We start from the raw sequence: 15,464 nt of genomic DNA, 5'->3' as shown, positions 1-15,464 counted from the left end.
TGATATTGGCAGCTGCTATTATTTTCATTTTTTGATTACCTCTTTATGGACTTGAGTAAACTTTCAATTCCACGTTTCCAACGGTAGCAAGATAATGTTGAACGTTACCCAGCAACAATAGAATATCTTTTGATGGGTTTGCCTTACTCAATGATGGTTGAACAATGTAAATATGAAAGCGCATTGCCTTAGTCCATTTAGCTTGATTTAATAAATTTTCTAAATCGTCTTCTGTCCCTTTTACAATTCTACTGCAACTATTGCCTCCAAGTGTTTTTGTTTTTCGCTTAAATAGGTGATTAAAAAATTCTCTACCAGATTTATGTTTCCACTTTAAAGATTTTTCTGCTTGTCCGCAAACTTGATAGAAGTTATCAATGTTATTGTTTACCACACCCTTTTTAGCATATTTAAGGTGATACAAATGGATATCAATTACTGTATCTGAATCGTTTATACCAATAATGTCTGCTATCTCTCCTTTTCCATCATCATCGTAGATAATTTGAAAGTCATCTTTTATTTTTTCAATAAAATAATACTGAATTGAATCCTTAATATATGGTGCTATGTCTTGAGATTCTTTTCTAATATCTATACCTGTCCAATTGTCTGTAATAATTGAATCACTGGAAAAAAGACCTGGTTGAACCTTTAATTTTACAAAATGATTTCCAAACAACTGAGAGCCATCAGCAAACCAAATTGTTGGGGTAGTGTCTTGAAAAAAATTCACTAAACTTTCGTTCTTATTGCCATATTGTATTGTGCAGGTGTGATTTGTAAGTTTATTGATTTTGTAATAGGGTTCATTTGTTTTTTGACTAAGACCTAATACCATTTCAAAGTGAATAGAGTCCACCTCTGTTTCTAATGCAAATTTTAGGCTGTGATTAACATCTAGGCTTGGATCCAATAAATTTAACTCTGTAAATGCAAGATCATAAGATGCACCATTGACATTGATAATATATCTACTTTCGCTATTCTCATACATTTCAGGATTCCAATCAATCAAAATTGGCATAACATTAGGTCTTTGATGTAATTTCTCAATTGCTAATGTGTGCTGTAGAACAATATTGGGATCGATTTCATCGTCTGTAACTATATCTCCAATATTTTCACACCATTTGGTAAGTTCATCTAAGTTACCTCTCTGATATGACCAAATTTTTCCTTTTACAGAACAACCAAGAGATATTTTTTCTCCTTCCTTATAGCCAACTCCAAAAATGTTATTTTTAATTAGAGTTCCTTGCTCAAGTTCTCTGATACCGTCCTGAACTCCTTTTCCATAATAGGATTGAAAGGTCACGTCTTGTCCAATTCCTCTTCTTGTTCCAACATTAAAAAGTGAAAGTCTATTTACGTTGTGGAATATTCGGAATACATTCATACCGGTGATTTGGGTTGTACTGCCTACTCCAAAAATGGCTTCCAATAAAGATGTTCCTGAAAACCCTTTTATCGAAGAGTTTAAGAAAACTCTATTTACGTTAGGTCTTAAATCCCAATGTACTACTATTAGATGCCATTGTAAATTTTGAACGGTTTCAAATCTTCCCCATTCCACTTTTTCAATTTTTCCTAAAATGATCACCAACGTTTCATTACTATGACGGCTGAAAACGTGTTCAAAATTATTTATTCCTGGAAAGCCTGTTTCCCAATTAGAAGGATGCCAAGTATCAACGGCGCATTGAAAAATTACCGTGCTCATTGCAGGATTAATTTGCTGAAAAGGAATAATTGAATCGGTAAGATTATCAAAGCCGTCCAAAAATGCTTTAATATCAAGTTCCTTTTGAGTTGCATTATCACTTAACCGGGGAAGAAGTAAATTCCAATCTGAATTACGTGCATAAAGCTGATCTAATTCTTCGTGTATAGGTGGGTAAGCAATATTAGTAATAAAACTTGCATTTCCTAATTGTTCATAGGACGTTCTTGTAAATCGTCCGATAAATTGAAGCGTAATTGGTAAACTTTGGCGTTCATCGTGAATTGCAGCAATTTTGAGATTAGGTAGGTCGAACCCTTCGCCTAACATATTTACACACACAATTATAAAGTGGACCCCGCGTTTTATTGCTTCAATTTTATTTTTTATGCCTGCAATACCTGTATGAACTAACACTGGGTTTAAGTCAGTATATTCTTTATAATGTTCAAAAACTTCTTTCGCACGTACTTTATCTTTGCACCTTGCCATAATAAAATGGTTAAAACCTTCGGCACGGTCCGCTCTCAATTGTTCAACTGCCTTTTCTGCAATTTTTTTATCAGCTAAATTTTTATTGTATTCTCTGATTGGTAAGTAATTGATTTGTTTGTAGTACTTCTGTTCTTGTGCTTTTCTAAGTGAAAAATTAAAAATTTGCTTTCCTTGTAAATTTTGTCCGTCATTTCGGAAAGGGGTCGCTGTAAATAGAAAAACTTTTTCCTTATCAAACCTATTGATAAGTCGTTTCCAGGTTTTTGCCTCTGAATGATGAGCTTCATCAACAAAAAAATGAGAGAAAGTATTGTTTAGTATTTCTTTTTGTTGTGTTGAAAAACCTGTTAACAAGGTCATTGTAGATACAACCACATTACACTTCTGAATGAAATTTTGTAGGTCTTGTGTGGTCTCAAAACCACTATTGACAATACCAACTATTGGATTCAGGCAGGAGGTGTCAACAATACCAAATTCTTTGAGTAAGCCAAGCGAAATAAATTTTTGAGCTACCTGAGTCCTCAGAGAGTCTGACGGGACAGAAACAAGAAGTTTTTTGCAACCATTGGAAATTAATGTCGCCAACATAGTTTCAGTTTTACCTGTCCCTGTAGGCATTACTACAATTGCTTTGTCGTCTGCGTTGTGAAGGTGAGCTAAAATTGAATGCAATGCACCAATCTGTGGCGGTCTTAGTCCTTTTATATTTTGTTCCTCGTTTTCCTTTATGAATTTGAAATTGTCAATCCAACTGGTTACAACTTCTTCTGGTGTGAAATTTTGAAAAACTGGGTGTTTGAGCCAACGTTGAATTTTTATCCTTCCTGCGTTAAAATCAGCTCTTTTAGGAATTTTGGAAGTAAGAAGAATATAATCAATTGTATTGTCTTGATAATCTTTGTTACTTGTCAATAAGTACTTTACTCCTTCTGATTGTATTACAAAAGGATTGATACTTACTATTTGAACATTGTCAATTGTCGTTTGCTCTCCCAAAAGTTGCCATATCTGATTTGAGCTGATTTCATCAACAAGTTTTAATACTTTGGGTAGAGTTAATGTCATTAATTTTCTTATTTAGGTTCCGTTCCCTTAATTTTATCAATTATTTGAGAAAACTTTTCTAATATTTTGGGATCAAATTCTTCACTTTTCGAACCCAAAAAAGATGATTGAGTGCTTATGTTCCAATCGCGGAAGATGTCCTTAAGTTCCTCTGCTTCAATACGCTTGTTGAAAACCTGTAAATAAAACTTTCCAAAGGAAATTGCGTGGATCCTGTCCGCAATTTTCATTGTTTCATTCATATAGGATTTACCTAAATTGAAAGAGTATTTAGATGATGCTATCAAGAGTATAATAATAAGGGCACTCTTTATCGCAAAGAAAATTGTTTTACTCCAATTTTCCTTTTCTCCGAAATTGTCCAGACCTGAATCGGATAACCATATAGTTGCAGCCACTCCTGCAAGAAGTGCTATAAAACCTATAGTATACCATACCACCGCATACATTTTCATATTACTTTCTTTAGACTTTAAGTCACTTAATGTCTGTTGAATATATTCAGGTGCAGTAGACTCAATTTTGTCTTTAACTTCCTTTTCTTCTTCCTCAATTGCTATCTGTTTTCCATAAAATGAGTTAATGGCAATATCCATTTCTCGAGCAACTGTTTTAGAATCTTTTTCGGTCGTACCATTCAACATTATACCTTGAATATTTCTTATTGAACTAGGTAATTCATTAAAAGAAACGTTTGGATAAAATATTGGAATAAATAATTTTCGAAGATTTGTATGCACTGAATAATTCCGAAGTTGCATCATCTCATTCATAAAGTAACTGGAACTAATTGCATTGTCCGATATAATTGCAACTTGAATATCAGCACTCTGCATTGCATTTTTGAGAGACAAATTTATATCGTGGCCAACTTCAAAATCACTTAATATTAAGTCGTGACCTAAATCGGTGAGGTTCTTCATTAAAGACCTAACAAAATTATCTTCCTCTCTCGAATGTAAAATGTAAATTCTCGCCATAGAGTTTAGTTTACTTTAATGTTGTCCAACAATGCATTTAAAAAAAAAATTAACTCCCAATGGTTAATTGCACTAACCATTACTTCTCTAGTAAAAAGACGACTTTAAATTTTTCTTTAAATCTTCTCAAAACTGCCTTTAATCTTTTCCTTTAATTCTTCACCTTTTTCAAACTGCTCTAACAACTGTGCCTTGAGACCCTCCATCTTTTCCTCAAAAGGAATTCCATCATCTTCTTCAGCTTCGGTGCCTACATAAATACCCGGGGTGAGTTTGTAATCCTGCTTTTGAACATTGGCTAGGGTGGCTGCTTTGGAGAAACCTTCCACATCGACATACCCTTCGACGGAGCCTGTGCCGAGCGAAGTCGAGGTGCTCGGGCTGACATTGCGCCATTTGTGGTAGGTTTCAGCTATTTTATTAATATCATCATCACTAAAGACCCGCAGTTTCCGGCTGGCCATGGTGCCCATTTTGGAGGCGTCCAGGAACAGAATCTCGTTATTGCGTTCGCGGTGGCTGCCGTATTTGCCGTCGCGGTTCTTGCTCAGGATGAAAAGGCAGGCGGGGATCCCGGTGGTGAGGAACAGCTTATCGGGCAGGCGCACGATGGCATCTATCATAGAATGGTCTACCATATGCTGCCGCACATTTTTCTCGCCTTTGTTGTTGGAGGTCATTGCGCCGTTTGCCATTACAATTCCGGCAGTACCCGTGTCGCTTAAATGCAGCCAGAAGGTTTGCATCCACATATAATTGGCGCTGCCATCTGTAGTGAATTCTTCTTTGGGGCCAAACAATCGGGGATCACCATCTGGTAGATCTTCAGGATGCCAGTTGCTCACATTAAATGGCGGATTGGCAATAATATAGTCGGCTTTCAGGTTGGGGAATTTGTCGTCAAGCAAGGAATTTCCCAGTTTGATATCAAAAGAAAGATCCCGCAGCATCAGGTTCATCAGGCATAACCGTAAAGTCTGTGCGGTCATTTCCTGGCCGTAGATCGCGATGTCTTTTTTGTTTCCGCCGTGTTCTTTGATGAATTTCAAACTCTGCACGAACATACCGCCACTCCCACAAGCCGGATCAAAAATACGGCCTTTATAAGGTTCCAGGATTTCCACCAGTAATCTTACGATACTTCCGGGTGTAAAAAACTGCCCCGCACCCGAACCTTCAGCCATGGCGAAGCGGCCAATGTAATATTCATAGATACGGCCAAGGATATCGCTTTCGGGATTTTCCTTTTCAGAAAACTTAGGATGGGAGAGGAGGTTGATGATTCCGCCGGTTTGTTTGGGAGATAGTTCACTCCGCACAAAGATCCGCGGCAAAATATTTACCAGCTGCGGGTTATAGCCCGTTAAAAGTTCTTGGATCACGTCAAAAGCATCATCTACCTTCACCTTGATATCATCCTGCTCAGCATTGTCTTTCAAATACTGCCAAGAAGCGGTTTCCGGAATTTTAAAGGTATTCCGGGAGCGGTATTCATCCCGGTCTTCCAGGACGTAATTGATCTCCTCCTTATCTGTAGTGTAATAATCAGATTCAGGATCATTAAGCTGCTCCTTCAGTTCCTCGCGCACCACCTCATAGCGTTCGCTAAGGTGCTTTACGAAAACAAGGGGAAGGATGTAGTTTTTATAGTTATTCTCTGATACCGCGCCACGCAATTCGTTCGCTGCATCCCAGAGTTCTTTTTCAAAATCAATATCTGCTTTGATCATTTATAATAAATGGTAATTTTTTTAAGTAACTAATGGATCGTTGTAGGGGAAGAACCGAAACGGAAAGTTAGTTAAATTTTTTAAGAAATGTTGATCTTCATAGTATTGTATTGTTTAAAGTAATTAGAATAGCAGTATCGTTTTTGTAGAAACTTTAAACGATAGGGATAACGGAATAGAATTTCCAATCATGCTTTTGAGGATTTGATGGAAATATTTGACTTTAGTTCTAAATCTCTCGAGAAGATATTGAAATACGATTCCTAAAATAAGTAGAGATAGCAGTATAGCATACTATAGGCAACCCCCACTCAAAGCCTAGGATAGAGTATGAAGAGTGTATGAAAATGAGTTTAGATAAAAGGCTAGAAATTAAATAAATTTAGGAGCCGAATACTATAACGGTTCATCAGGCCAAAAATCTTTAGGAGAGCATTCAAGAACTTTTGCAATAAGATTTAAATGAATAATATTGTACTTAGATTTTTTAGAGGGAGCCTCAATCTGAGAAATAAAACTTATGTTTTTTCCAATAGCCATTGAAAGGTTTTCCTGATTGACACCTTTACTTTCCCGAATCTTTTTAACCTTTAGAATAATGTACTTTTCTATTTCCTCCAATGACTCATGCATAGATCAAAAGGAAACAAAAAGCACATAAAAAATTATGTCCTATAGGACATAATAAATATTTTATTTATATTTACTTCATAATTATATATTTGCGAAACTTCTTGGCATAAAATATTAGAAGCATTCGCTTTGAATCTCGCTATCGAAAACTGGTAATTTTATGGAACGAGAGGATAAGCTAGGATGTTCACGACCCGGGCGTGTTCATCTCACTTATTGTTCCAACGGTATACCAGTACCGCGATAGCATAAGTTGAGTGTTCACGCCCTTTTTGTATTAGGGCATTTTACAATCCTCAGCTACCATTTTCAAAGTCGCATTCTTCTCTATAAAGCTTCGCACCCTTTTTTCCCCTACAATCAAACAGGCCAAAATGGTCAACATCCCTTATGGGCTGTTAGTATCAACTTTTAAAGCACAACTGCTTATGAACAACGCAACGTGTTTACGGGTACATGTTACTTCGTGCTAATCACCCGTGGGTTATGGGTTGTTTCCCTACGAAGCATCCTCTAGTTGGGTGGGGGTTGTCCTTGTTGAACAAGTGGCACGGGCTTTTACCATGTTCGGTTTAAGCACACCGGTGAATTAGCCTAAAAAAAAAGCTGCAGACCGCAAGGTCTGTAAAAAAGAGAAAAGAGGCTTTTAAAAAGCCGCATTAAGCAAAAAAGCCTTCCCCTGTGAGTGGAATCTGCGGGGAAGGCGTGAGCTTAAATAAAACGATTGTTTTACTTATTAACACGACGAAGTTATGAAAAATAAAGCTACGCGCCTTACGGGGGTTGCGTGGATACTTGTTGCCGTATTTTGGGCAACAGGAAATCTACTTTGGGCAGCATTGCCCCAACAAGTCGTATCCGGTAGGGTTACCGATACGAATGACAACCCCATTCCCGGGGTTAGTATCACCTTAACGAACAGCAGCAGGGGTACACAAACCGATTTGCAAGGGGCATTTAGCCTGAATGCACAAGCGACGGATACCTTACGTATTGCCTACCTCGGATTTAAATCCCTACGCATACCTGTGGGAACGCAGATGCGTTTTAGCATTGTATTGGAGCAGGACATCACCGATCTGGGTGAGGTGACCATCAATGCAGGCTATTACAATACCACCCGCCGGGAGCAAACGGGCAGCATCGCGCGGGTTACGGCAGAAGAACTGGAGCGACAGCCGGTAACCAATGTGCTAACGGCTTTGCAGGGGCGGATGGCAGGAGTCTCTGTGGTGCAGCGCAGTGGGGTGCCGGGTAATGCGCCTAGCGTACAAATACGGGGGCAAAATAGTTTGCGCAGCGGTTTTGGTAATTCGGGCAACCTGCCGCTCTACATCATAAACGGGGTGCCCATAGACAGTGCCCCGCTTAACAGCTTTAGCGGACTTACCAGTCCCAACATCGCAGGGATAGACCCGCTCAATACGTTGAACCCCGCCAATATTGAAAGCATCGAAATCTTAAAAGATGCTGATGCCACGGCGATCTACGGTTCGCGTGGAGCAAACGGGGTAATCCTGATCACGACAAAAAAAGGAACAGGCGGGAAGCAAAAGACCCGTTTTAATGCGCAGGTATATACCGGTGCCGGTGTTGTACCCCGTAAACTGGATTTGATTACAACAGTGGATTACATTAGCCTAAGGCAGGAAGCCTTTGCCAATGACGGAGCAACCCCTACGCAGACCAATGCTCCTGATCTGGTACTTTGGGACTCGCAGCGGTATACCGACTGGCAGGAAAAACTTTTTGGAGGTACGGCACAAACCACCGGGGTTAATCTGGGAATTAGTGGGGGTAGTGAGACCATGCGATTTAATCTGGGGCTGGGTTATCAACGAGAGACCGCTGTATTTCCCGGGGACTATTTATACAACAAGTTTACGGCAAATTTGAACCTCAGTCATAACAGCCGTGATGATCGCTTTAGCTTGCAGTTTAATACCAGCTTTGGCAGTGATCGCAACCGGCAGTTTGACGGCAGCAGCTTTGTAAGCACAGGATTATCTCTAGCTCCCAATGCACCTGAAGTGTATGGGGATGCTGGGGAACTCAACTGGGAAGACTCAAGCTGGACCAATCCTTTCTCAACCCTATACCGGGAGAGTGAAGCCCGGGTGCAGCAACTTATAAGCAGCCTGAGTCTCTCGTATGCGATAACCCCTAATCTGGAAGCGCGCCTCAATAGCGGCTATACGTTACTGCACAGTAATGAACTGGTGAAGCAGCCCTTAACGTTTTACAATCCTACACTTTGGAGTTTTATAAACTCCCGTTCGTTACACGTAGGGGGCCAGCGGGAGTCGTGGATTGTCGAGCCGCAGCTTATCTACCGCAACAGCTGGGGGAAGTTTAACCTGGATGCGCTGCTAGGATCAACCTTTCAACATCGTAAAAATACAGGGCTGAATATGGTGGGGATAGGCTATGCTAATGACCAGCTACTAGGGAATCTTGCAGCTGCCGAACAATTATTTGTTACCGATAATACCACTCAGGAATATGCCTATGCTGCAGGTTTTGGACGTGTGGGGATCAACTACGCCCGTAAATACTACCTCAATCTTACCGGAAGACGGGATGGGAGCAGTCGTTTTGGACCCTCGCGCCGCTTTGCGAGTTTTGGAGCAGTGGGTGCAGCCTGGATTGTAAGTGAAGAGGGCTGGATGCAAGGTTTAAAGACCTTTTTATCGTTTACTAAATTACGTGGAAGCTATGGTTCTACGGGAAGTGATCAGGTAGGCGATTATGGGTATTTAGACACCTATTCTGCCACTCCGGGTGGGGGAGGGCTATATCCCACCCAACTTACTAACCCTATCTACTCGTGGGAGCGTAACCGCAAGCTGGAGCTAGCGCTTGATCTCGGTTTTTTTAAAGATCAGTTACGGTTGAGTAGCAGTTGGTACCGCAACCGCTCGTCTAATCAACTGGTAGGTTACAACCTGCCTGCTATTACCGGATTTACCAGCATACAGGCCAACCTGGATGCTACGGTGGAGAACACCGGCTGGGAGTTTGAAGCTTCTACAAATTTGCGTGCCGGTCGCTTTAACTGGCAGGCTTCACTTAACGCGAGTATACCTCAAAATCGCCTGATTGCCTTTCCCGGGATTGAAGAGAGTTCGTATGCCAACATCTACAAAGAGGGAGAATCACTTAACATTCAGTTTCTCTATGATTATACCGGGGTAGATTCGGAGACGGGGTTGTATACGTTTAAAGATATAAACGAAGACGGGGTGTACAACTTTGACGACCGCGTACGGGTAAAAGATCTTACCCGCAGTCTTTTTGGCGGTTTGCGCAATGAGCTTAGTTACGGGCGGGTACGTCTTGATTTTTTATGGGAGTTTGTACTGCAGGAGGGGCAGCAATATTACCCCGGCATTGCTCCAGGCAGACTGGGTGCTATACTTCAGGAAGATTATGAGCGCCGCTGGCAGAACCCCGGGGACGTGGCAGAAGTTCAAAAAGCTTCACAAACTATAGATGCCTCACGTGCGTATAACCGATTGCTTACCAGTGCTGGGGTGTATACCAACACCTCTTTTTTAAGACTTAAAACAGTGGGTCTTAGCTATGAGCTCCCTGCAGAAAACTGGGGACTTAATTCATGTGTTCTGTTTTTACAGGGACAAAACCTACTCACGTTTACCAGATACCGGGGGCTAGATGCGCAATCTCCCGGCACTAACCTACCTGCTTTGCAAATGCTTACTGCAGGTCTCAAACTTAATTTTTAAGCTTATGAAAATCATTATAAAATACCCAAGAGCAGTAGCCGCTTTACTGGTGGCATTTTTACTGAGTGGATGTGAATCCTTTGTAGCTCTAGAGGTGCCGAATGACCGTATTACCAGTACTACAGTATATGGCGATGACGCCACAGCCCGGGCAGCTCTGGATGGGATGTATATACAATTATTCAATACAGCCTTTGCAGCAGGGGGTAATGCCAGTGTAAGTTTTTTAGGTGGGCTTAGTGCAGGTACCTATAGTCTCACAAGTGCTGTTCCTGATATGGAAGCATTTGCCGGGTATCAGCTGGAAGCTTCTAATGGCCTGAACCTGAATTTGTGGTCTGGAGCATACAACATGATTTATATGTGTAATGCCCTTATAGAAGGAGTTGCAGAGAACAATGCCCTAAGCGCTGATACCCGTGAAGCACTGGAAGGCCAGGCACGTTTTATTCGGGCATTTACCTACTTTGAGTTGACCAATTTGTATGGGGATGTACCCTTAATCACCCAAACGAATTATACGGTAAATGCTCTACAACCCCGAAGTCTGCAAACTGATATTTACAATCTTATTCTTGAAGACTTAACCCGTGCGGTTGCATTGCTGGATAATGACTATCCCGATAACGAGCGTACCCGGGCGAACCGTTTTACAGCACTGGGCTTACTGGCGCGGGTGCAACTGTATTTGGAAAATTGGGAACTAGCCGAAGCTTACAGCAGTGAAGTACTGGAAGCTGATGAACTTTATGAATTGCCTGAAGATCTAAACAGTGTGTTTTTGGCCAATAGTCGGGAGGCCTTGTGGCAGGTATCTCCTGAGGGCTGGGGGAACAGCTTTATTCATACACGAGACGGTAATCTGCTCCTACGGATTACTCCCACCGGAAGTCCGGTCGAACTAAGTGCGGATTTGCTGCAAAGCTGGGAATCTGGAGACCAACGGCGGGAGGATTGGGTAGGCAGTTTTATAACGGCCGCACAAACCTATTACTACCCTAATAAATACAAAATACAATACGATGCCAGTGGAGGGGATTATACCGAATACTCGATGGTTATGCGACTGGCCGAGCAGTATCTCATACGGGCAGAAGCCCGTACCCGGCAGGGTAAACTGGAGCTGGCAGTAGCCGACCTCAATGTTATACGGGAGCGTGCCGGTCTGGAGACTTTGGAGTTTAACACATCCCTTTCTCAGGAAAGCCTGATTGAAGCGGTGCTGGAAGAGCGTTCTCACGAACTCTTTGGTGAATGGGGACATCGCTGGTTGGATTTAAAGCGTACGGGACGAGCACAGGATGTACTGGAAGGTATCGAGGAAACCGATTTGCTATACCCTATCCCCGAGGATGAAATCTTAAAAAACCCAAATCTTACTCAAAATGCAGGATATTAACTTATTGCGAATTACCCATTGGTTTTTGACACCGGGTATGGTACTGGGCTTTATGCTTTGTGGTTTATATACCTATGGGCAGGAGGATGCTGGTAGTAATCGAGCAACAAGTATGCGCAGCGGAACACTGGATAACGGAATGCGTTATGTTATTCTATCTAATGCAGCGTGGGAAGGACAACCTGTTTTGATGAATGTGTATGTAGGTACCGGCCATAGTATGGAAGCCGAAGGACAACGCGATCTTTCTCATTATGTTGAGCATTTACCTTTTAGCATCTTGCGAGAGGAAGCCGCAGCAAAGTCGGGAGCTGTACAGAAGGCTATACGCACACAGCGATTGCCTTTACAAGCCGGAACCTATCTGGAGCATACGGTTTATAATTATGAATTTGATCGTGTAGGATCTGAAGTGTATACTGCCGGGATGGATTTGTTCAGCCGCCTGATCGGAGGTAAATTGCAACCCTCTGCTGCGCTTTTGAACTCGGAGCAGGAAAGCTTTTATCAAGAATACCTGTATCGTAAGGGATACAGAACGTATGACGAGTCACGTGTGCTTGCATTACTATCTAATGCCTATCCTGCTCCGGTAAACCCCGATGCGTATTATAAGCACATCAAAGATTTTGACGGGAAGCAGGTTTCTGATTTTTTTAAAGACTGGTATCAACCCCAACGCACAACCTTACTCCTTGCAGGGGCTGTGGAAGATCTGGATGCAGTAACGGAAGATATCAAAAGGTATTTTGGAAGTTTAAAACCTGGAGGTGCTGATGGATATGTAAGTTATAAAAACGATTATTTAGGGCGTTCTAGGCAGTTTGTAAAACTGGAACAGTGGGAGCAGCATGGAGCTATACCCGGACAAACTACAATCTATTTATACTGGAGAAACCCCATGCCGGCTGTAGATAACGAGCAGGCATTGCGACAGCAATGGATGAACGAACTGGTCTATACCTTATTGGAAAAAAGCCTCCGCCAGACGCGCACTGATTATACTACGCACTATGAGTTGGGGATAGATAAAGAGGGGGAGTTACCGGCTCTGGGTCTACGAATTAGCTGTTTTACCGGAAGAGAGCAACCCAGTATTCAGGAAGTTATGGGCGAGGTGAATTGGCTTAAACAAAATGGTATTGCGGAATCGGATTATGAGCAGTACAAAGAGCAGCTGGATACCCATATCGAGCAACGGGATACCTCGTCATTACAAGCTGTTTTTAAGGCTTATGGACAGCGGATCCTGGATCATAAACCCTTAGAAATTAATCTGGATTCTTTAAAAAAGCAGTGGCTGGCAGCATTGAGTTATGAAAGGGTGAATACGGCATTGAAAGCATTTTTACAGGGCGGCCCAAAGGATATAGCAGTAGTAGCTCCTAAGGGTGCATCTGTACTCACGTTGACTGAAGACCAGTTTCGTAGTTGGTTTGAAACTACGCAAAGTGACATAGGGGCATATACTACTACCCGGGTTAACCCACTCCTTACAGAAGATGAAGCCGCTGCGCTTTCTGAAGTGGGTCATAGACTTGCCGGTTTTGATGCATTGGGGGGAATGGAGCTGCGGCTTGACAACGGGGTTCGGGTAATACTGTATCAACTAAAAGGAGCTCCATTAGCTATACACGGATTCCGCAAGGTGGGTGCCGGAAGCCTGGATGCCGAACTAACTAGAAAGGGCTATCTGGTACCAGTCTGGGTACATCAAAGTGGAGTGGGAGGGTTTACCTCTTTTGAATTACAAGATTTGCTACAAAAGAAGGGTATGATCTATGGCCGGGCTTTGTATGTAGATGACCACGAATGTGGAATACGTTTAAAGGCGTCACCGGCAGGGCTGGAAGAACTGTTGCAATTAACCTATTTGTATTTAACTGCTGTAACGGAACATCCCAAAGCCTTTACCTATTGGCAGGAGGAAGAAGTTCTTTTATATAACAATCCGCCATATGGAAAGGAGGATTATGATTTTAATGTATTGAGTAAGCGGGATAAGGATGATCCCGATGCAGGTATTACAGCTCTGGAGCGCTATAAGGCGGTACAAAACACGAATAGGGCTGAACTGGACCGTGTATATAAAAGTCTGTTTCAAAAGCCGCAGGAGTTTACCTTTTTAATAAGCGGAGATTTTAAGGAGGTCACTATTATTCCGCTATTGAAGAAGTACTTTGGAAATTTACCAGAAGAAAATCTGCGCGTAAATACGAACTGTCAAATGAAGGATAACTTAGCTAAGGCATCAGTGTGTAAACGGTATAGGATGCCCCATATGCAACCCGCAACACTAAAACTTAAAATAGAATATAACCTGCCAATAGCCCGGAAGGACTGGAAAGAGCAGGTTGCTTTACAGCTGATGCATCAGGTTTTGAAAAGTAAGATACCCGAATTGCGATTTCTAAAAAAGCGGGGGCTTTATGTAAACAGTGTGGCGAGTTATGTAAACTACGATTTGCAACAGGGAAATATGTCAATAAGCCTTCCCACAGTAGGTGGAATGGAAGCTGTTTTACTACACGATGTGGAGGAGCTTTTGAAAGGGTTTACTAATCGACCTCTAGCTGAGCAGGAATTGAAGCAGCTTAAGAAGCGGGTATATCTGCGAGGTATCGTGGGAAAGTCTGTACTCGAAAAAGCTTACCGGTATTATAAATGGGATATGCGATTGCCCGAGTTGGAAGAAGTGCAAAGCTACTTGAATCAAATTTCACCGCAGGATGTGCAACAACTGTTTCAACAAAAACTGGTGCCAGAACATCGTTCCGTCTTCATCGCAGGTGCATATGAAAATTAATATGACATCCCCATAGTGTGTGCTATGGGGATGTTTTTACTACCTGTTTTTAAATTAAGGTAATGCAGGTAATTGATACGGAACTGTCGTATTACTATCCTTAAGGGTAGTTAGTGACATATCTGTATATACCGGAAATTCCCGCTCCTGTGGATCGTTGTCAAATTTCACATGGCAAATTTCACCTGTACCCTGGCAGGGCTCTGAGTCTAATTGCGTAGGGATGCCATCAAGGTCTATCCAACCACTTACTACTGTTGTTGTATTGGCAAATGCCAAACCTACTGCAAGCCCCAGTGTCATTACCGGGATCATTATTTTAGATTTTTTCATAATAAAAAGTATTAAAAAGTTTTGCCTACTCTGTTTTACAGGTTTTCGGCTGCTCCTGCATCATCGTGCGCACGACTAATTTTATAAGGCGTTATTTTTAGTAAAACGGGAAAACAGATAGCTGCCATAAATAGCCAGAGCCGTAAAAACCAGGTTGAAGAGCAAATGCTGACTCCAGGTTAAATCATTAATGATTCCGCCACAGGAGCAGGGTAGTTCTGGACTGAATAGTATCATTCCGGCTATATACATTGTAAATACGCTCATCAATACTGCAGAACTTAATAACCCAAGCCGGCGTGTTTTAGGTATTAGAAGTAATGCACTTAGCACATATTCACTTACAGGCACTGCCCAGGTTAATAATTCAGCAACAGGTTTGAGAACGGGCACCTGTTTCATTTGAACTGTAAATTGCTCGAATTCGATAAGTTTTCCCGTTGCAGCGTATATCCAGAGAAATACCAAAGCGGTACAGATCACTAAAAGTAAATTTGAATTATAAGCTGACTTGGGATACATATCAAATATTTGTATGCAAGGTCAGCAAC

The 15,464-nt window shown here is 41.7% G+C and carries 9 protein-coding genes; 3 read left to right on the top strand and 6 right to left on the bottom strand.

The window, feature by feature from the left end; all coding sequences use genetic code 11:
* Nucleotides 1-43: 43 nt before the first annotated feature.
* The 4 genes from P164_RS06295 to P164_RS06280 form a co-directional block, all read right to left on the bottom strand.
* Nucleotides 44-3,286 carry a DEAD/DEAH box helicase gene (locus P164_RS06295; protein WP_028375596.1) on the bottom strand — a complete coding sequence of 1,081 codons (3,243 nt, stop codon included), beginning with the start codon at nt 3,284-3,286 and terminating at the stop codon, nt 44-46.
* An 8-nt stretch (nt 3,287-3,294) separates the two neighbouring features.
* Entirely contained in the window at nt 3,295-4,266 is a 972-nt protein-coding gene (locus P164_RS06290; RefSeq protein WP_028375595.1) for a TIR domain-containing protein, read from the bottom strand.
* A gap of 116 nt (nt 4,267-4,382) precedes the next feature.
* A complete protein-coding gene (locus P164_RS06285) occupies nt 4,383-5,996 on the bottom strand; it encodes a type I restriction-modification system subunit M (protein WP_028375594.1) in 1,614 nt (537 codons plus the stop codon).
* A gap of 396 nt (nt 5,997-6,392) precedes the next feature.
* A complete protein-coding gene (locus tag P164_RS06280; protein WP_028375593.1) occupies nt 6,393-6,617 on the bottom strand; it encodes a helix-turn-helix domain-containing protein in 225 nt (74 codons plus the stop codon).
* A gap of 764 nt (nt 6,618-7,381) precedes the next feature.
* Here P164_RS06280 and P164_RS06275 point away from each other — a divergent pair.
* From P164_RS06275 to P164_RS06265, 3 genes are read left to right on the top strand one after another with little or no spacing between them, the layout of a single operon-like run.
* Nucleotides 7,382-10,375, top strand: coding sequence for a SusC/RagA family TonB-linked outer membrane protein (locus P164_RS06275; RefSeq protein ID WP_028375592.1), 2,994 nt, complete (start codon nt 7,382-7,384; stop codon nt 10,373-10,375).
* Between the two features lie 4 nt (nt 10,376-10,379).
* The gene (locus P164_RS06270) at nt 10,380-11,774 is read left to right on the top strand and encodes a RagB/SusD family nutrient uptake outer membrane protein (RefSeq protein WP_028375591.1); all 1,395 of its coding nucleotides are present in this window, start codon (nt 10,380-10,382) and stop codon (nt 11,772-11,774) included.
* Nucleotides 11,761-14,580 carry a M16 family metallopeptidase gene (locus tag P164_RS06265; RefSeq protein WP_028375590.1) on the top strand — a complete coding sequence of 940 codons (2,820 nt, stop codon included), beginning with the start codon at nt 11,761-11,763 and terminating at the stop codon, nt 14,578-14,580. The genes P164_RS06270 and P164_RS06265 overlap by 14 nt, the downstream gene beginning before the upstream one ends.
* 54 nt (nt 14,581-14,634) lie before the next feature.
* On the opposite strand, the gene P164_RS06260 is transcribed toward P164_RS06265, so the two are convergent.
* Nucleotides 14,635-14,913 carry a DUF6520 family protein gene (locus tag P164_RS06260; RefSeq protein WP_028375589.1) on the bottom strand — a complete coding sequence of 93 codons (279 nt, stop codon included), beginning with the start codon at nt 14,911-14,913 and terminating at the stop codon, nt 14,635-14,637.
* Nucleotides 14,914-14,994: 81 nt separating this feature from the next.
* Entirely contained in the window at nt 14,995-15,435 is a 441-nt protein-coding gene (locus tag P164_RS06255; protein ID WP_051621252.1) for a MauE/DoxX family redox-associated membrane protein, read from the bottom strand.
* Nucleotides 15,436-15,464 lie beyond the last annotated feature (29 nt).

Origin of the sequence: Leeuwenhoekiella sp. MAR_2009_132, from assembly GCF_000687915.1 — a bacterium.
GTDB lineage: Bacteria > Bacteroidota > Bacteroidia > Flavobacteriales > Flavobacteriaceae > Leeuwenhoekiella.
Note: the sequence above shows the minus strand (reverse complement) of the source record. Positions and strands in the feature narration are given on the sequence as shown.

What these genes read in the sequence shown, in the direction of transcription:
- P164_RS06295 (WP_028375596.1), bottom strand. Translation starts at nt 3,286, where the DNA reads ATGACATTAACTCTACCCAAAGTATTAAAACTTGTTGATGAAATCAGC.
- P164_RS06290 (WP_028375595.1), bottom strand. Translation starts at nt 4,266, where the DNA reads ATGGCGAGAATTTACATTTTACATTCGAGAGAGGAAGATAATTTTGTT.
- P164_RS06285 (WP_028375594.1), bottom strand. Translation starts at nt 5,996, where the DNA reads ATGATCAAAGCAGATATTGATTTTGAAAAAGAACTCTGGGATGCAGCG.
- P164_RS06275 (WP_028375592.1), top strand. Translation starts at nt 7,382, where the DNA reads ATGAAAAATAAAGCTACGCGCCTTACGGGGGTTGCGTGGATACTTGTT.
- P164_RS06270 (WP_028375591.1), top strand. Translation starts at nt 10,380, where the DNA reads ATGAAAATCATTATAAAATACCCAAGAGCAGTAGCCGCTTTACTGGTG.
- P164_RS06265 (WP_028375590.1), top strand. Translation starts at nt 11,761, where the DNA reads ATGCAGGATATTAACTTATTGCGAATTACCCATTGGTTTTTGACACCG.
- P164_RS06260 (WP_028375589.1), bottom strand. Translation starts at nt 14,913, where the DNA reads ATGAAAAAATCTAAAATAATGATCCCGGTAATGACACTGGGGCTTGCA.
- P164_RS06255 (WP_051621252.1), bottom strand. Translation starts at nt 15,435, where the DNA reads ATGTATCCCAAGTCAGCTTATAATTCAAATTTACTTTTAGTGATCTGT.